Raw genomic sequence first — 19883 nt, forward strand, 5'->3', positions numbered from 1 at the left:
CAGTGGTTTTTCGGGCAAAGGCAGGGGCGGGCTGCCCCGCGCGCACGGAACGCGCGGGACAGCCCGGTTCGAGCAGAGCCCCTCAGGGCCGGACAGGCGTCACTCGAGCTCGTCGACGAGAGCGAACAGCTCGTCGTCGGTCGCGCCCTCGAGTTCCGCTTCGCGCCGCTTCTTGCTCTTGTCGGCGGCCTGGTCGCCGATGGCGTCCAGCAGCCGACGGAGTCGGTCGGTGGCCTCCTCGCGCACCGGGTCGTCCATCGACCCGGTACGGAGGGCGGCCTCGAGCCGGTCGAGCTCGGCAAGGATCGGCACCGACACCGCTTCGTCCGAGACAATCTCGGTTCGCAGCCAGCTGGCAAGGGCGTTCGGGGTCGGGTAGTCGAACACCAGCGTGGCCGGCAGTCGAAGACCCGTCGCGCCGTTGAGCCGGTTGCGCAGTTCGACCGACGTCAGCGAGTCGAAGCCCAGGTCGTTGAACGCCCGCCGGTCCTCGACCGCGTCGGCCGAGGCGTGCCCCAGCACGACCGCGACCTCGTCCCGCACCAGGTCGGTGAGCACCCGCTCCTGCTCGGCGCGGGTCAGCCCGGCCAGCTGACGGGCCAGTCCGCCCTCCTCGCGGACCGCGGCACTGCCGTCGGTGCGCGCGGCGGCCAGCCGACGGATCTCCGGCAGCTCCCGCACCAGCGGCATCTCCCGCGGATCCACCGGGCCGGGCGAGGCGACCAGCTCGGCCCAGTCGACGTCCATCACCGTGACGACGGCGTCCGGCCCGTCCAGCGACTCGCCCAGTGCCCGCACCGCGAGCTGCGGGTCCATCGCCGGCATCGGGGCCCGCTTGACCCTCGCCCGGACCACCTTGCTGGACTCGGCCATGCCGCCGCCGGCCCAGGCACCCCAGGCGACGGTGAGCGCGGCCAGACCGCGGCTGCGCCGGTTCTCCGCCAGGGCGTCCAGGAAGGCGTTGGCCGCCGCGTAGTTGCCCTGACCGGCTGCGCCGAGCGTGGACGCGGCCGAGGAGAACAGGACGAAGGCGTCCAGGTCCAGGCCCGCGGTCAGCTCGTCCAGGTACACCGCGCTCGCCGCCTTCGCGGCCAGTACGGTCTCCAGGCGGTCCACCGACAGCCGGTCCACCACGCCGTCGTCCAGGACGGCGGCCGTGTGCAGCACCGAGGACAGCGCCGGACCGGTCTCCCCGATCCAGGTCACCAGCCCGGCCAGCGCCGAGCGGTCCGTCACATCACAGGAGACGACGTCCACCCGGGTGCCCCGGGCCGCCAGCTCCGCGACGGTCGCCGCGATGCCGGTGGCGGCGGGGCCGGACCGGCCGGTCAGCACCAGCCGCTCCGCACCGCGACCGGGCAGCCAGCGCGAGACGTGCCCGGCGATGGCACCCGTGCCACCGGTGATCAGCACGCTGCCGCGCGGCGCCCAACCGTCCTTGCCCCGGGGCTGCGAGGCCCGGGTGAGCCGACGGCCCAGGATCCCGGCGGACCGGACCGCGACCTCGGTCTCACCGCAGCCCGCGAGCACCGCGACCAACCGGGCGCCCGCCCGCTCGTCCAGCACCTCGGGCAGATCGACCAACCCGCCCCAACGGTCCGGCTGTTCCAGGCCGACGACGCGACCCAGACCCCACACCTGGGCCTGCACCGGGTTGGCCAGCGCCTCACCCGGACCGGCTGCCACCGCACCACGCGTGGCCAGCCACAACGGCGCGGAGATCCCGGCATCGCCCACTGCCTGGATCAGGCTCAGGGTGCCGGCCAGACCACCGGTCACCACCGGGTGCTCCGGCAGCACCGTCTCGTCCAGCGCCAGCAGCGACAGCACACCCGCCACACCGGACGGCTCCGCGGCCTCGGCCAGCAGCGCGGCCACCCCGGCCCGGTCCACCGACCCGGCGGGCACCTCGACCACGACGACCTCGGCACCACGGGCAGCCAGCGCGGCCACGCTCTGGCGCGTCAGGTCATCGGCCGAGCCGGTACGGGCGGCGACCAGCCAGGTGCCGGAGAGTACCCGGGAGTCGGGCTCGGCGATAGCCGACCAACCGCCCCGGTAGCGCCAGTTGGCCGTCAGCGACCGGTCCTGCTCGCGACGTCGCCAGGACGCCAGAGCGGGCAGCACCTCACCGAGCTGCTGCTGGTCCTCGATCGCCAGCGTGTCGGCGATCCGGGCCAGGTCCCCGTCCTCGACGGCCGCCCAGAACCGGGCCTCCGCCTCGGTGCTCGCACCGTCGCCGCCCGCCGGGGACAGCGTCGGCAGCGTCAGGATGCCCTCCGGCCAGAACCGCTGGTGGCGGAAGGCGTAGGTCGGCAGCTCGACCGGCGAGGCGGTCGGCAGCACCGAACTCCACTCCACCGCAGCACCGTTGACGTACGCCCGGGCCAGGCCGGTCACCAGGCCGTTGACGCCCTGGTCGTCGCGCCGCTGGAGCGGGACGAACACGGCCTCCTCACCGTCGACCCCTGCCACGGCGTCGGGGCCGAGCGAGGACAGCGAGCCGTCGGGGCCGACCTCGATGAACACCGTGACGCCCTGCTTGGCGAGCGCGGCGACGGCATCCGCGAAGCGCACCGCCTGACGGGTCTGCGCCGGCCAGTAACCCGCCTCGCACTCCGTCACCAGCTCACCGGTCAGCGCACCCGCCCACATCACCTGCGGACGGCCGTACTCCAACCCCTCGGCCACAGCCGTCAGTTCGCCGATCACCGGATCCATCGCCGGCGAGTGGAACGCGTGCGAAACCCGCAGCCGCCGCACCCGACGACCCTGCTCCCGCCACAGCTCCACCACCCGGTCCACGGCCTCCGTCTCACCGGAGACCACGACCGACTCCGGGCCGTTGACGGCCGCGATCACAGCACCCTCGGCGAGCGTCGAAACGACCTCCGCCTCGGAGGCGTTGATGGCCGCCATCGCACCGCCGCTCGGCAGCGCCTGCATCAGCCGGGCCCGCGCCGCCACCAGACGGGCGGCGCCCTCCAGGGAGAGGACTCCGGCCACGTAAGCGGCCGCGACCTCGCCCACCGAGTGGCCCACCACCGCATCCGGCGTCACACCGGACGCCGCCAGCACCGCCGCGACCGCCACCTCGAAGGCGAACAGCCCGGCCTGCGCATACAGCGTCTGATCGGCCAGCGCCTCGTCGACGCCCTCGGCCCCCAGCACCACGTCCCGAACCGAGATCCCGAGCTCCAACTCCAGCAGCCCGCTCACCCGGTCGAAGGTCTCCGCGAAGACCGGGCTGCCCTCGTACAGCCCCCGGCCCATCCCGGTCCACTGCGACCCCTGACCGGCGAACACCAGGCCCACCCGGGCACCGGCCCGGGCCACGCCCGACACCACCGACGCCGCCGACACACCGGCAGCCAGGCTCCGCAGACCCGACATCAGCTCGTCGCGCTCGGTTCCGAGCACGACCGCCCGGTGCTCGAAGGACGTACGCGTCGTCGCCAGCGACCACGCGACCTCCGCCGGCTCCGACTCCGGCCGCTGCGAGACCCACTCCCGCAGCCGACCCGCCTGGGCCGTCAGACCGTCCGCCGTCTTGCCCGACACCACCCAGGCACCCGCACCCGGCAGCACCGGGTCCGCGATCGGCGCCTCGGTGACCTCGACGGCCTCGGCCGCCGGGGCCTCCTCCAGGATGACGTGCGCGTTGGTGCCGCTCATGCCGAACGCCGACACACCCGCACGCCGCACCCGGCCGTCGGCCGGCCAGGCCACCTGCTCGGTCAGCAGCCGCACCTCGCCCGCCGCCCAGTCCACGTGCGAGGACGGCACCTCGGCGTGCAGCGTCTGCGGCAGCCGCTCGTGCTGCAGCGCGAGGATCATCTTGATGACACCCGCCACACCGGCCGCGGCCTGGGTGTGGCCGATGTTGGACTTCACCGAGCCGAGGAGCAGCGGCCGGTCCTCCGGCCGCTCCTGGCCGTAGGTGGCCAGCAGCGCCTGGGCCTCGATCGGGTCACCGAGCGTCGTGCCCGTGCCGTGCGCCTCGACCACGTCGACGTCGGCGGCGGTCAGCCGGCCGCTGGCCAGCGCCGCCCGGATCACCCGCTGCTGCGAGGGACCGTTGGGCGCGGTCAGACCGTTGGACGCACCGTCCTGGTTGACCGCCGAACCGCGCAGCACCGCGAGCACCTTGTGCCCGTTGCGCCGGGCGTCCGACAGCCGCTCCACGACGACCACGCCCGCGCCCTCGGCCCAGCCCGTGCCGTCGGCGTCCTCGGAGAACGCCCGGCACCGGCCGTCGGCCGCCAGGCCCTGCTGGCGCGAGAAGTCGATGAACGTGCCCGGCGTCGCCATCACGGTGACACCGCCGGCCAGGGCCAGCGAGCACTCGCCCGAGCGCACGGCCTGGGCGGCCAGGTGCAGGGCGACCAGCGAGGAGGAGCACGCGGTGTCGACCGTCACCGCCGGGCCTTCGAGGCCCAGCACGTACGACACCCGGCCGGAGAGCACGCTCGTCGCGTTCCCGGTCATCACGTGGCCCTCGGCACCGGAGTCACCCTGGCTCGCCAGGGTCACGCCGAAGCCGTAGCCCGAGGCGAAGCCGCCCGCGAAGACACCGGTCGAGGAGCCGCGCAGCGAGGCCGGGTCGATGCCCGCCCGCTCCAGCGCCTCCCAGGAGGTCTCCAGCAGTTGACGCTGCTGCGGGTCCATCGCCAGCGCCTCGCGCGGGCTGATGCCGAAGAACCCGGCGTCGAACTCCGCCGCGTTCCGCAGGAAGGCGCCCGACTGGGTGTACGAGGTCCCGGCGTTGCCGCGCTCCGGGTCGTAGAAGCCCTCCAGGTCCCAGCCGCGGTCGGTCGGGAACCCGCCCACGGCGTCACCGCCGGAGTTGAGCAGCTCCCAGAACTCCTCGGGAGTGCCGGCCCCGCCCGGGAAGCGGCAGGCCATGCCGACGATCGCCAGCGGCTCGTCCACCACCGGGCCGGTGACCACGGCCACCGGAGCGGCGGCAGCCGCCACCTTGCCGGTCAGTTCGCCGCACAGGAACTCGGCGAGGACCGTCGGGGTCGGGTAGTCGAAGACCAGCGTGGCGGGCAGGCGGATGCCGGTCGCGGCGTTCAGCCGGTTGCGCAGTTCGACGGCGGTCAGCGAGTCGAAGCCCAGGTCCTTGAACGCGCGCCGGTCCTCGACCGCGTCGGCCGAGGCGTGCCCCAGCACGACCGCGACCTCGGCCCGCACCAGCTCGGTGAGCACCCGCTCCTGCTCGGCGCGGGCCAGCCCGGCCAGCCGGTGCGCCAGCTCGCTCTCGCTGCGGACCACGGCGGCCGTGGCCCCGCCGCCCGCGGCCAGCTGACGGATCTCGGGCAGGTCCCGCACCAGCGGCCGCTCGGGCAGGTCCGCGGCGCCGGGCCCGGAGGCCAGCTGCGCCCAGTCCACGTCCATCACGGTCACCAGCGCGTCCGGTCCCTCCAGCGCCTCGCCCAGGGCGCGGGCGGCGAGCTGCGGGTCCATGGCGGGCATCGGGCCGCGCTTGACCCGGGCCTGCACCACACTGTTGGACTCGGCCATGCCGCCGCCGGCCCAGGCACCCCAGGCGACGGTGAGCGCGGCCAGGCCACGGCTGCGCCGGTTCTCCGCCAGGGCGTCCAGGTAGGCGTTGGCTGCCGCGTAGTTGCCCTGCCCCGCGGCCCCCAGCGTGGAGGAGATCGAGGAGAACAGGACGAAGGCGTCCAGGTCCAGGTCCGCGGTGAGCTCGTCCAGGAGCGCCGCGCTCGCCGCCTTCGCGGCCAGCACCGTCTCCATGCGGTCCACCGAGAGCCGGTCCACCACGCCGTCGTCCAGGACGGCGGCGGTGTGCAGCACCGAGGACAGTGCCGGACCGGTCTCCCCGATCCAGGTCACCAGCCCGGCCAGCGCCGAGCGGTCCGTCACATCACAGGCGACGATCTCGACCGCGGAGCCGGCCGTCGCGAACTCGGCGGCGAGCGCTGCCGCGCCCTGAGCGGCGGGGCCGGAGCGGCTGGTCAGAACAAGCCGCTCGGTGCCGCGCTCGGCGAGCCAGCGGGAGACGTGACCGGCGATGGCACCCGTGCCACCGGTGATCAGCACGCTGCCGCGCGGGGTCCAGCGGTCCTTGCCGCGCAGCTGCGAGGCGCGGGTGAGCCGACGGCCCAGGATTCCGGCGGACCGGACCGCGACCTCGTTCTCGCCGCAGCCCGCGAGCACGGCGACCAGCCGGGCAGCGGCCCGCTCGTCCAGCACCTCGGGCAGGTCGACCAGACCGCCCCAGCGGTCCGGGTGCTCCAGGCCGACGACCCGGCCCAGGCCCCATGCCAGTGCCTGCACCGGGTTGGGCAGTGTCTCCCCCGGCCCGGCCGCCACCGCACCGCTCGTGGCCAGCCACAGCGGCGCGGAGATCGCCGCGTCACCCAGCCCCTGGACGAGGGCGAGCGTCGCCGCCAGGCCACCGGTCACCACCGGGTGCTCCGGCAGCGCCGTCTCGTCCAGCGCCAGCAGCGACAGCACACCCGCCACGCCGGCCGGCGCCACGGCCCCGGTCAGCAGCGCGGCCACCTGGGACCGGCCCACCAGCCCGGCCGGCACCTCGACCACGACGACCTCGGCGCCACGGGCAGCCAGCGCGGAACCGTACGCCTGCCCGTCGAACCCGGCCGGAACCGCCAGCAGCCACGTCCCCGACAGCACCCGCGAGTCGGGCTCGGCGACCGTCGCCCAGTTCACCCGGTAGCGCCAGTTCGCGGTCAGCGACCGGTCCAGCTCCCGGCGCCGCCAGGACGCCAGCGACGGCAGCACCTCGTTGAACGGACGGTCACCGTCCACCGCCAGCGTGTCGGCCAGCTGCGTCAGGTCCCCGCCCTCGACGGCCGCCCAGAACCGGGCCTCCGCCTCGCTGCTCGCACCGTCCCCACCGGCCACCGGCATCGCCAGGATGCCCTCCGGCCAGAACCGCTGGTGGCGGAAGGCGTAGGTCGGCAGCTCGACCGGTGAACCGGCGGGCAGCACCGAACTCCACTCCACCGCAGCGCCGTTGACGTACGCCCGGGCCAGGCCGGTGACCAGGCTGGGGACGCTCTCGTCGTTACGGCGCTGGAGCGGGACGAAGACGGCGTCCTCGTTCCCGGTGCTCGCGACGATGTCCGAACCCAGCGAGGACAGGGAGCCGTCGGGGCCGACCTCGATGAACACCGTGACGCCCTGCTTGGCGAGCGCGGCGACGGCGTCGGCGAAGCGCACGGCCTGACGCGTCTGCGCCGGCCAGTAGCCCGCCTCGCACTCCGTCACCAGCTCACCGGTCAGCGCGCCCGCCCACATCACCTGCGGACGGCCGTACTCCAACCCAGCCGCGACAGCGGTCAGTTCGTCGAGCACCGGGTCCATCGCCGGCGAGTGGAAGGCGTGCGAGACCCGCAGTCGCCGCACCCGGCGACCCCGCTCCCGCCACAGCTCCACGACCCGGTCCACGGCCTCGACCTCACCCGAGACCACGACCGACTCCGGACCGTTGACCGCCGCGATCACGGCACCCTCGGCGAGCGTCGCAACGACCTCCGCCTCCGGCGCGTTGACCGCCGCCATCGCACCACCACTCGGCAGCGCCTGCATCAACCGGGCCCGCGCCGCCACCAGACGCGCCGCATCCGGCAGCGACAACACCCCGGCCACATAAGCGGCCGCGACCTCACCCACCGAATGACCCACCACCGCATCCGGCACCACGCCAGCGGCCTGGAGCAGAGCGGCCACACCGACCTCGAACGCGAACAGACCCGCCTGCGCGTACAGCGTCTGGTCCGCCAGCGCCTCGTCGACGCCCTCGGCCCCCAGCACGACATCCCGCACCGAGATCCCGAGCTCCAACTCCAGCAGCCCGCTCACCCGGTCGAAGACCCCGGCGAACACCTCGCTGCCCTCGTACAGCCCCCGGCCCATCCCGGCCCACTGCGACCCCTGCCCGGCGAACACCAGACCCACCCGGGCATCCGCCCGGGCCACGCCCGACACCACCGCACCGGAGGAGACCCCGGCGGCGAGGCCCTGCAGACCCGACATCAGCTCATCGCGCCCCGCGCCGAGCACGACCGCCCGGTGTTCGAAGGACGTACGCGTCGCGGCCAGCGACCACGCCACATCCGCCGGCTGCAGCTCCGGCCGCTGCGAGACCCATTCCCGCAGCCGACCGGCCTGGGCCGTCAGACCGTCCGCCGAGCGGCCCGAGAGCACCCACGCACCGGCCCCGGACACCACCGGCTCCGTCTCCGGTGCCTCGGTGGCCTCGACGGCCTCGGCCGCCGGGGCCTCCTCCACGATGATGTGGGCGTTGGTCCCGCTGATGCCGAACGCCGACACGCCCGCGCGCCGCGGACGTCCGCCCGCCGGCCACGGCACCGACTCCGTCAGCAGTTCGACCTCGCCCGCCGACCAGTCGATGTGCGAGGACGGCACCTCGGCGTGCAGCGTCTGCGGCATCCGCTCGTTCTGCAGCGCCAGCACCATCTTGATGACGCCCGCCACACCGGCCGCGGCCTGGGTGTGCCCGATGTTGGACTTCACCGACCCCAGCCGCAGCGGGCCGTGCCCGCCCCGCTCCCGGCCGTACGTGGCCAGCAGCGCCTGGGCCTCGATCGGGTCACCGAGCGTCGTGCCCGTACCGTGCGCCTCGACCACGTCCACGTCGGCGGCGGTCAGGCGACCGCTGGCCAGCGCGGCCCGGATCACCCGCTGCTGCGAGGGGCCGTTGGGCGCCGACAGGCCGTTGGACGCACCGTCCTGGTTGACCGCCGAGCCCCGGATCACCGCGAGCACCTTGTGCCCGTTGCGCCGGGCGTCCGACAGCCGCTCCACCACGAGGACGCCCGCGCCCTCGGCCCAGCCCGTGCCGTTCGCGTCCTCGGAGAACGCCCGGCACCGGCCGTCCGTCGCCAGGCCCTGCTGCCGCGAGAACTCCACGAAGGAGAACGGCGTCGCCATGACGGTCACACCACCGGCCAGCGCGAGCGAGCACTCACCCGAGCGCACGGCCTGGGCGGCCAGGTGCAGGGCGACCAGCGAGGAGGAGCACGCGGTGTCGACCGTCACCGCCGGGCCTTCGAGGCCCAGCACGTACGAGACGCGGCCGGACAGCACGCTGGTCGAGTTGCCGGTCATCAGGTGGCCCTCGACGCCCGAACCGTCCTGGCCCGTGAGCGCCATGCCGATGGCGTAGCCGGAGCCGAAGCCGCCGGCGAACACACCGGTGGAGGAGCCGCGCAGCGAGGCCGGGTCGATGCCCGCCCGCTCCAGCGCCTCCCAGGAGGTCTCCAGCATGAGCCGCTGCTGCGGGTCCATCGCCAGCGCCTCACGCGGGCTGATCCCGAAGAACCCGGCGTCGAAGCCCGCCGCGTCCCGCAGGAACGCGCCCGACTCGGTGGAGGAGGTGCCGGAGCCCCCGTCGGGGTCGAAGAACCCGTCCAGGTCCCAGCCGCGGTCGGTCGGGAACCCGCCCACCGCGTCACCGCCCGCGTTGAGCAGCTCCCAGAACTCCTCGGGGGTGCCCGCGCCGCCCGGGAAGCGGCAGGCCATGCCGACGATCGCCAGCGGCTCGTCCACCACCGGGCCCGTGACCACGGCCACCGGGGCGGCGGCCTCGGCCGTCTGCTCCCCGACCAGCTCGCCGCGCAGGAACTCGGCGAGGGCGACCGGGGTGGGGTAGTCGAACACCAGCGTGGCCGGAAGCCGCAGCCTGGTGGCCGCGTTGAGCTGGTTGCGCAGCTCGACGGCGGTCAGCGAGTCGAAGCCCAGGTCCTTGAAGGCCTGCCGGGCCTGCACCATGTCCGCCGAGGAGTGGCCCAGGACGGCCGCCGCCTCGGCCCGCACCACGTCGGTCAGCACCCGGTCCTGCTCGGCCCGGCCCAACCCGCCCAGGCGGCGCGCCAGTTCGCCGTCGCTGCGCGTGGTGTCGCCGGCCCCCGCCCGTTCGGCGGCCAGGCGCCGGATCTCGGGCATGTCGCGCACCAGCGGCATGTCCAGCACGTCCGCCGTGCCCGGCGCCGAGCCCAGCTGCCGCCAGTCGACGTCCATCACGGTGACGACGGGCTCCGGGCCCGCCATCGACTCGGCCAGGGCGCGCACGGCCAGCTGCGGGTCCATCGGCGGCATGGGGATCCGGCGCATCCGCGAGCGGATCGCCTCGTTGGACTCCGCCAGGCCGCCACCGCCCCACAGGCCCCAGGCCACCGCGAGACCGGCCAGGCCCCGGCTGCGCCGGTTCTCCGCCAGGGCGTCCAGGAAGGCGTTGGCCGCCGCGTAGTTGCCCTGGCCCGGGCCGCCCAGCGTGGACGCGGCCGAGGAGAACAGCACGAAGGCGTCCAGGTCCAGGCCCGCGGTCAGCTCGTCCAGGTACACCGCGCTCGCCGCCTTCGCAGCCAGCACCGTCTCCAGGCGGTCCACCGACAGCCGGTCCACCACGCCGTCGTCCAGGACGGCTGCCGTGTGCAGCACCGAGGACAGCGCCGGACCGGTCTCCCCGATCCAGTCCACCAGCCCGGCCAGCGCCGAACGGTCCGTCACATCACAGGAGACGACGTCCACCCGCGCACCCTGCCCGGCCAGCTCCGCGACGGTCGCCGCGATGCCGGCTGCCGCCGGACCGGACCGGCCGGTCAGCACCAGCCGCTCCGCACCGCGACCGGCCAGCCAGCGCGAGACGTGCCCGGCGATGGCACCCGTGCCACCGGTGATCAGCACACTGCCACGCGGGGTCCAGCCGTCCTCGCCGCCTCGCTGCGGCACCCGCGAGAGCCGGCGGCCGAGGATCCCGGCCGTCCGGATCGCGACCTGCTCCTCGCCGCAGCCCGCGAGCACCGCGACCAGCCGGGCAGCCGCCCGCTCGTCCAGCACCTCGGGCAGATCGACCAGACCGCCCCAGCGCTCCGGGTGCTCCAGGCCGACGACCCGGCCCAGACCCCACACCTGCGCCTGCACCGGGTTGGCCAGCGCCTCACCCGGACCGGCCGCCACCGCACCGCTCGTGGCCAGCCACAGCGGCGCGGAGACCGCCGCGTCACCCAGCGCCTGCACGAGGGCGAGCGTCGTCGCCAGGCCACCGGTCACCACCGGGTACTCCGGCAGCACCGTCTCGTCCAGCGCCAGCAGCGACAGCACACCCGCCACCGAGGACGGCTCCACCGCCTCGGCCAGCAGCGCGGCCACCTCGGCCCGGTCCACCGACCCGGCGGGCACCTCGACCACGACGACCTCGGCGCCACGGGCAGCCAGCGCGGAACCGTACGACTGCCCGTCGAACCCGGCCGGAACCACCAGCAGCCACGTACCCGACAGGACACGCGAGTCGGACTCGGTGATCGCCGCCCAGTTCACCCGGTAGCGCCAGTTCGCGGTCACCGACCGGTCCAGCTCGCGGCGCCGCCAGGACGCCAGCGACGGCAGCACCTCGTTGAACGGACGGTCACCGTCCACCAGCAGCGTGTCGGCCAGCTGCGTCAGGTCCCCGCCCTCGACGGCCGCCCAGAACCGGGCCTCCGCCTCGGTGCTCGCACCGTCCCCGCCGAGGACCGAGCCCGCCGAGGTCGGCAGGGCCAGCACGCCCTGCGGCCAGAACCGCTGGTGCTGGAAGGCGTACGTCGGCAGCTCGACCGCGTCGGTCGACGGCAGAACAGCCGTCCAGTCGACGGTGGCGCCGTTGACGAAGGCCTCGGCCAGCGAGGTGACCAGACGGGCCGTCCCGCCCTCGTCGCGGCGCAGCGTGCCGCAGACGGCCGCCGGCACCGCGCCGGGGCCGGCCTCCTGGGCGGCCTCTTCGAGGGTGTCGTTCATCGCGCCCATCAGCACCGGGTGCGGGGTGACCTCCACGAACACCTGGCAGTACTGGCTCGCGAGGGTGCGCACCGCGCGCTCGAAGTGCACCGTCGCGCGCAGGCTCTGGTACCAGTAGGCGGCGTCCAGCTCCTCGCCCGTCAGCGTCTCCCCCGTCATGGCGGAGACCATCGGCACGCGTCCGCGACGCGGCGTCACACCCGCCAGGACGGAGCGGATCTCCTCCTCCAGGCGCTCGACCTGGGCGGAGTGCGAGGCGTAGTCCACGGCGACCATCCGGGCGCGGACGCCCTCGGCCTCGAACTCCGCCTTCAGCTCCTCCAGACCCTGCGGATCACCCGAAACCACCACCGCCGAGGGGCCGTTGACGGCCGCCAGCGACAGCCGCTCGCCGAAGCGCGCGATGCGCTCCTCCGCGACGGCGGCGGAGGTGCTCACGGAGAGCATCCCGCCCAGGCCCGCCAACACCTTCAGCGACTGGGAGCGCAGCGCCACCACCCGGGCACCGTCCTCCAGGGACAGCATCCCGGCCACGGTCGCCGCCGCGATCTCGCCCTGCGAGTGGCCGACGACCGCGTCCGGCGTGACGCCCGCGGCCTCCCAGACCGCCGCGAGCGAGACCATGACGGCCCACAGCGCCGGCTGCACCACATCGGCGGCCTCCAGCGCGGGAGCGCCCTCGGCACCGGCCAGCACCTCGTCCAGGTTCCAGTCCACGTACGGCGCCAGCGCCGCCTCACACTCGGCCAGGCGCGCCGCGAACACCGGGCTCACCTCGGCGAGTTCACGGCCCATGCCGACCCACTGCGAGCCCTGACCGGCGAACGCGAACACCGTCCGCGCACCCGGCCGCGCCACACCCGACACCACCGAACCCGACGGCACACCGGCCGCCAGACTCTGCAGCCCCGACACCAGCTCGGCCCGCCCGCCACCGACCACGACCGCCCGGTGCTCGAACACCGAACGCGTCGTCGCCAGCGACCACGCCGCCTCCGCCGGCTCCAGCTCCGGCCGGGCCACCGCCCAGGCGCGCAGCCGGCCCGCCTGGGCCGCCAGCCCCTCGGCCGAGCGGGCCGACACCAGCCAGGCGCCGGCACCAGCCGCCACCGGCGCCGTCTCCGGCGCCTCGACGGCGTCGGCGGCACCGTCCGCCGCGTCGTCCACGCCCGCGGCGTCCGCGGCCTCGACCTCCTCGGCCGGGGCCTCCTCGACGATGACGTGCACATTGGTGCCGCTGATGCCGAAGGCCGACACGCCGGCCCGGCGCACCCGCTCCCCGGCCGGCCACGGCACCGGCTCGTTCACCAGTCGGACGTCACCGGCCTCCCAGTCCACGTGCGAGGACGGGACGTCCGCGTACAGCGTCCGCGGCAGCTGCTCGTGCTGCAGCGCCAGCACCATCTTCATCACACCGGCCACACCGGCGGCCGCCTGGGTGTGCCCCAGGTTGGACTTCACCGAGCCCAGCCACAGCGAGCCGCGCTCGCCGCGGTCCTGGCCGTAGGTGGCCAGCAGGGCCTGGGCCTCGATCGGGTCGCCCAGGGTGGTGCCGGTGCCGTGCGCCTCGACCACGTCGACGTCGGCCGTCGAGAGTCGGGCGCTGGCCAGGGCGGCGCGGATGACGCGCTGCTGGGACGGGCCGTTCGGCGCGGTCAGACCGTTGGACGCACCGTCCTGGTTGATCGCCGAACCGCGGATCACCGCGAGCACCGGGTGCCCGTTGCGGCGGGCGTCCGACAGCCGCTCGACCACGAGCATGCCCGCGCCCTCGGCCATGCCCATGCCGTCGGCGTCGTCGGAGAAGGCCTTGGACCGTCCGTCCTCGGCCAGACCGCGGGCGTGCGAGAAGGCCAGGAACCCGTCCGGGCTCGCCATGATCGTGACACCGCCGGCCAGGGCCAGCGTGCACTCGCCGTTGCGCAGGGCCTGGGCGGCCAGGTGCAGGGCGACCAGTGAGGAGGAGCAGGCGGTGTCGATCGTCACCGCCGGGCCCTCCAGGCCGAGCGTGTAGGAGACCCGGCCGGACAGCACGCTGGCGGCGTTGCCGGTCATCAGGTGCGCCCCGAGGCTCTCCACCTCCTCCTCGTCCGCCATGGTGACGGCGAGGTACGAGGAGCCGTAGCCGCCGACGAAGGCGCCGGTCTGCGAGCCCCGGAGCGAGGCCGGGGCGATCCCGGCGCGCTCCAGCGCCTCCCAGGAGGTCTCCAGCAGCAGGCGCTGCTGGGGGTCCATCGCCAGCGCCTCGCGCGGGCTGATCCCGAAGAAGCCGGCGTCGAAGGCGCTGGCGTCCTGGACGAAGCCGCCGACCTGGGTGTACGAGGTGCCGACGTTGTCCACGTCCGGGTTGTAGAGGGCGTCGAGGTCCCAACCGCGGTCGGTCGGGAAGGTGGACAGCCCGTCGGTGCCGGTGGCCAGCATCTGCCACAGCTCCTCCGGGCCGACCGCGCCGCCCGGGAAGCGGCAGGCCATGCCGACGATCGCGATCGGCTCGTCCATGGCGAGCGCGACGGTCGTCGCCGGGCCGGCCGCGTCCGCGAGGTCGGCGAGGTCCCCGGCGAGCTGCTCGCGCAGCATGGCGGCGAGCGAGACCGGGCTGGGGTAGTCGAACACCAGGGTGGCCGGCAGGCGCAGGCCGGTCGCCGGGTTCATCCGGTTGCGGAACTCGACCGCGATCAGCGAGTCGAAGCCCAGGTCCGTGAACGGGCGGTTCGCCTCGATCGCGTCGCCCGAGGCGTGTCCGAGCACCGCGGCCGCGTGGCTGCGGACCAGGTCCAGCAGCACCCGGTCGCGCTCCGCGGCCGGCAGCCCGGCCAGTTGCTGGCGCAGCACGTCCGCGGCGCTGGTGCCGGTGGCACCGGCGGCGGAGGTGACGGCGGCCCGGCGGGGCATGATCTCGTCGGCCAGCACCTGCCACAGCGCCGGGACGCCGGTGGCGGCCGCCTGCGCGCGCAGGGCGGCCTTGTCCAGCCGGGCCGGGACCAGGATGGCCTCGGTCCGCTCCAGGGCCAGGTCCAGCAGGGCCAGGCCCTCGTGCTCACTCAGGGCGGCGAGGCCCGAGCCGGTCATCCGTCGGAGCATCACCTCGTCGAGGTCGCGGCCGATGCCGGCCTCGGGCATCCAGGGGCCCCAGGCCAGCGCGGTGCCCGCCAGGCCGGCGGCCCGCCGGTGGCCGGCCAGCGCGTCCAGGAAGGCGTTCGCGGCCGCGTAGTTGGCCTGGCCGGCGCCACCGAAGGCCGCCGCGACCGAGGAGAACAGCACGAAGTGGTCGAGGTCGAGGCCCTGGGTGAGCTCGTGCAGGTGCCAGGCGGCGTCGACCTTGGGACGCATGACCGCCGCCACGCGCTCCGCGCTCAGCGAGTCGACCATGCCGTCGTCGATGATGCCCGCCGCGTGGAAGACCGAGCCCAGCGCGCCGTCGGCCGGGAGGGCGGCCAGCACACCGGCCAGCGCGTCCCGGTCGGCCACGTCGCAGGCGAGCACCCGGACCCAGCCGCCCAGCGCGGCCACCTCGGCGGCCAGCGCGGCGACGCCCGCGGCGCCCGGGCCCGAGCGGCTGAGCAGCACGGCGCCGCCCGCCCGCCCGGTGGCCACCATGTGCTTGGCGACCACGCCGCCGAGCGTTCCGGTGCCGCCGGTCACGAGCACCGTGCGCCGCTCCTCGCCCTCGGGGCGCTGTGCGGCGGCCACGGTCCAGTCGGGGACGACCAGCTCGCCCGAGGGGCGGGTCAGGCGTCGGCCGTAGCCCTTCCGGTCCCGGACGGCCAGCTCCGGCTCGCCGCTGCCCAGCACGGTCGGCAGCGCCGCGACCTCGCCCTCGCCGCCGTCGGCGGGGAGGTCGGCCAGCACGATCCGGCCGGGGTTCTCCAGCTGCGCCGAGCGCAGCAGGCCCCAGACCGCACCGGCCGCCGGGTCCGCCACCCGGTCGCCGGCCTGCACGGCCATCCCGCCGCGGGTCAGGACCACCAGCTGCGCGGCTTCCAACTCCGGTGCGCCCAGCCACTCCTGGGCGAGGTGCAGGGCCTCGCCGGCGGCCTGCCGGGCAGCCACGGTCACGCCGTCGGCGTCCTCGCCGCCGACGCAGGCGAGCACCGCGCGGGGGGCGGCCTCGCCCGCGCCGGTGGCGGCGGCCAGTTCGGCGATGTCGGCGTAGCGGCGCACCTGGACGCCCGCGGCGGCCAGCTGCTCGGCCACGGCGAAGCGGTCGGCGCCGACCAGCGCCCACGGCCCGTCGAGGACCGCGCCCTGGGCCAGCGGGGCCCACTCGACGGTGAAGAACGCGTCCCGGATCCACTCGTCGCCGGCCGCCCGCAGCTGGTCCGGCGAGACCGGCCGGGTGATCAACGAGGCGACCGAGACCACGGGCGCGCCGGTGGCGTCGGCCGCGGTGAGGGTCAGGCCGCCCTGGGCGTCCCGGCGCAGCCGGGCCCGCAGGACCGGCGCCCCGGCGGCGTGCAGCTCCACGCCCGTCCAGGCGAACGGCATCCGGATCTGGCCCTGCTCGGCGTCGCCGCCGGACTCCTGGGCCTCGGCGGCCTCGGCGACGACACCGGCCAGCAGCGCGGCGTCCAGCAGCACCGGGTGCAGCCCGTACGAGCCGGCGTCCCCGGCCTCCTCCGGCAGCGCGACCTCGGCGAAGATGTCCTCGCCGCGGCGCCAGACGGCCTGGAGGCCCTGGAACGCCGGGCCGTAGATGTCGGCCAGGTGGACGGTGTACAGGTCGCTGATGTCGAGCTTCTGGGCGCCGCGCGGCGGCCAGACGGTGAGGTCCTCCTCCGCCCGGGGGGACGTCTGCGTCGGGGCGACCACCGCGGCGGCGTGCTTGACCCAGACCTGCTCCTCCTCCTCGGGGCGGTCGGGGCGGGAGAACACGTCGACCTGGCGGCGGCCCTCCTCGTCGGCGGGGGCCACCACGACCTGGACCTGGACGCCGGCGCCGTCGGCGGGCAGGACGAGCGGCGCCTGCAGCGTCAGCTCCTCCATCAGCGAGCAGCCCACCTGGTGGCCGGCGCTCACCACCATCTCGACGAAGCCGGTGCCCGGCAGCAGGACCACGCCGCCGACGGCGTGGTCGGCCAGCCAGGCGTGGGTGCGCAGCGACAGCCGGCCGGTGCACACCAGCTCGGCCTCGCCGGCCAGTTCGACCACGGCGCGCAGCAGCGGGTGGCTCACGGAGCCCAGGCCCAGCGAGGCCGGGTCCCCGTCGCCGGCCTTGGCGGCGCCGGGCAGCGCCAGCATGCCCTTGGGCCAGTACCGCTGGTGGCGGAAGGCGTAGGTGGGCAGTTCGACGGACTCGGCGACGGGCAGCACCTTGGCCCAGTCGACGGCCACACCGGCGACGAAGGCCTCGGCGAGCGAGGTGAGCAGGCGCATCGCGCCGCCGTCGTCGCGGCGCAGCGTGCCGAGGACGGCCCCGGGCCGGACGGCCGGGCCGGCCTCGACGGCGGCCTCCTCCAGGGTGTCGGTCATCGGCGCGAGCAGCACCGGGTGCGGGGAGACCTCGATGAACACCTGGTGGTCCAGGCCGGCCAGGGTGCGCACCGCCTTTTCGAAGCGGACGGTGGCCCGCAGGCTCCGGTACCAGTACCCGGCGTCCAGGTCCTCGCCGTCCAGCAGTTCGCCGGTGACGGCGGAGACCATGGGTATCCGTCCGGCCCGCGGCGTCACGCCGGCGAGCAGGGCGGCGATCTCCTCCTCCAGCCGCTCGACCTGGGCGCAGTGCGAGGCGTAGTCGACGGCGACCATCCGCTCGCGCACGCCGTCGGCCTGCAGTTCCTCCTGGAGCTCGCGCAGAGCGGCCGCCTCGCCGGAGACCACGACCGCGGAGGGCCCGTTGACGCAGGCCAGGGAGAGCCGGCCGTCCCAGCGGGCCAGCCGCTCCTCGACCCGGGCGGCCGGCTCGGTCACCGACAGCATCCCGCCGATGCCGGTGATCGCCCGCAGCGCCCGGGAGCGCAGCGCGACGATCCTGGCGCCGTCCTCCAGGCTCAGCATGCCCGCGACGGTGGCCGCGGCGATCTCGCCCTGCGAGTGGCCGACGACCGCGTCGGGGGTCACCCCGGCGGCCTCCCAGACCGCCGCGAGGGAGACCATGACGGCCCACAGCGCCGGCTGGACCACATCGGCGGCCTTCAGTTCCGGCGCGCCCTCGGCGCCGGTCAGCACGTCGGCGAGCTTCCAGTCCACGTACGGCGCCAGCGCGGCCTCGCACTCGGCCAGGCGGGTGGCGAACACGTCGCTGCAGGCGGCGAGGTCGCGGGCCATGCCGAGCCACTGCGAGCCCTGGCCCGGGAAGACGAAGACGGACCGCGCACTGGTGTGCGCCACCCCGGTGACGACCGAGGAGTTCTGCAGGCCTCCGGCCAACTGGCCGAGGCCGCCCATGAGTTCGGAGCGCTCGGCGCCCAGGACGACGGACCGGTGCTCGAAGGCGGCGCGGGTGGTCGCCAGCGACCAGGCCACCTCGGCGGGCTCCAGCGCGGGCCGGGCGGAGAGCCAGTCGCGCAGGCGGTCCGCCTGGGCGGCCAGCCCGTCCGCCGAGCGTCCGGAGACCAGCCAGGCCGCGGCGCCCGAGACCACCGGCGGGGCGGCCTCGGGGGCGCTCTGCTCGGCCGGGGCGTCGCCCGGCGCGTCGGCCTCGACGGCCTCCACCGGCTCGGCGTCCTCGGCCGGGGCCTCCTCGATGATGACGTGGGCGTTGGTGCCGCTGACGCCGAAGGAGGAGACGCCGCCGCGGCGCACCCGCTCGCCGGAGGGCCAGGCCTGGGGCTCGTTGAGCAGCCGGACGTCACCGGCCGTCCAGTCGATGTGCGGCGAGGGCTCCTGGGCGTGCAGGGTCTGCGGCATCCGCTGGTTGCGCAGCGCCAGCACCATCTTGATGACACCGGCGACACCGGCGGCGGCCTGGGTGTGGCCGATGTTGGACTTCACCGAGCCGAGGAAGACCGGGGCCTCCTCCGGGCGGCCCTGGCCGTAGGTGGCGATCACGGCCTGGGCCTCGATCGGGTCGCCCAGGGTGGTGCCGGTGCCGTGCGCCTCGACCACGTCCACGTCGGTGGTCGACAGGCGCGCGTTGGCCAGCGCGGCGCGGATGACGCGCTGCTGGGACGGGCCGTTCGGCGCGGCCAGGCCGTTGGAGGCGCCGTCCTGGTTGATCGCGGAGCCGCGGATCACCGCGAGCACCGGGTGCCCGTTGCGGCGGGCGTCGGACAGCCGCTCCAGGACGACCATGCCGGCGCCCTCGGCGATGCCCATGCCGTCGGCCTCGGCCGAGAAGGCCTTGCAGCGTCCGTCGTGGGCCAGCCCGAGCTGCTTGGAGAACTGGGTGAACATGATGGGGATGGCGGTCACCGTGACACCGCCGGCCAGGGCCAGCGAGCACTCGCCCGAGCGCACCGCCTGGGCCGCCAGGTGCAGCGCCACCAGGGACGAGGAGCACGCGGTGTCCACGGTCACCGCGGGGCCTTCGAGGCCCAGCGAGTACGAGACCCGGCCGGAGATGACGCTGGTCGAGGTCCCGGTCATCAGGTGGACGTCCAGGTCCTCGTCCGTGCCGAAGCCGTAACCGGACAGCGCGGCACCGGCGAACACGCCGGTGAGCGAGCCGCGCAGCGAGGTCGGGTCGATGCCCGCGCGCTCCAGCGCCTCCCAGCAGACCTCCAGCAGCACGCGCTGCTGCGGGTCCATCGCCACCGCTTCGCGCGGACTGACGCCGAAGAATCCGGCGTCGAATCCGCTGGCGTCCGCGATGAATCCGGCCTCCCGCACCTGCGAAATGCCGTCCGGGTCCTCCGCGTAGAGGTCGTCGAGGTTCCAACCGCGGTCGGTCGGAATTCCGGCGACCCCGTCACGGCCTTCGGCCAGCAGGTTCCAGAAATCCTCGGGGGCCTGGATCCCGCCCGGGTAACGGCAGCCGATGCCGACGATCGCGATCGGCTCGTGACCCCGTTCCTCCACCTCACGCAGGCGTTGCCGCGTGTTGTAGAGGTCGGTCGTCACCCATTTGAGGTAGTCCCGGAGAGTCTCTTCGTTCGCCATCGGATCTCACCATTCCAGTTCTTGAAAAGCAAGCCTGCTAGCCGCAAGCACGGACA

At 75.0% G+C, this 19883-nt stretch carries 1 protein-coding gene; it reads right to left on the minus strand.

Annotated elements, in window-relative coordinates:
• Nucleotides 1–99 precede the first annotated feature (99 nt).
• The gene (locus ACFVXG_RS22055) at nucleotides 100–19827 is read right to left on the minus strand and encodes a type I polyketide synthase (RefSeq protein ID WP_387929894.1); all 19728 of its coding nucleotides are present in this window, start codon (nucleotides 19825–19827) and stop codon (nucleotides 100–102) included.
• Nucleotides 19828–19883: the final 56 nt, after the last annotated feature.

Origin of the sequence: Kitasatospora sp. NPDC058162 (genome assembly GCF_042884005.1) — a bacterium.
GTDB lineage: Bacteria > Actinomycetota > Actinomycetes > Streptomycetales > Streptomycetaceae > Kitasatospora.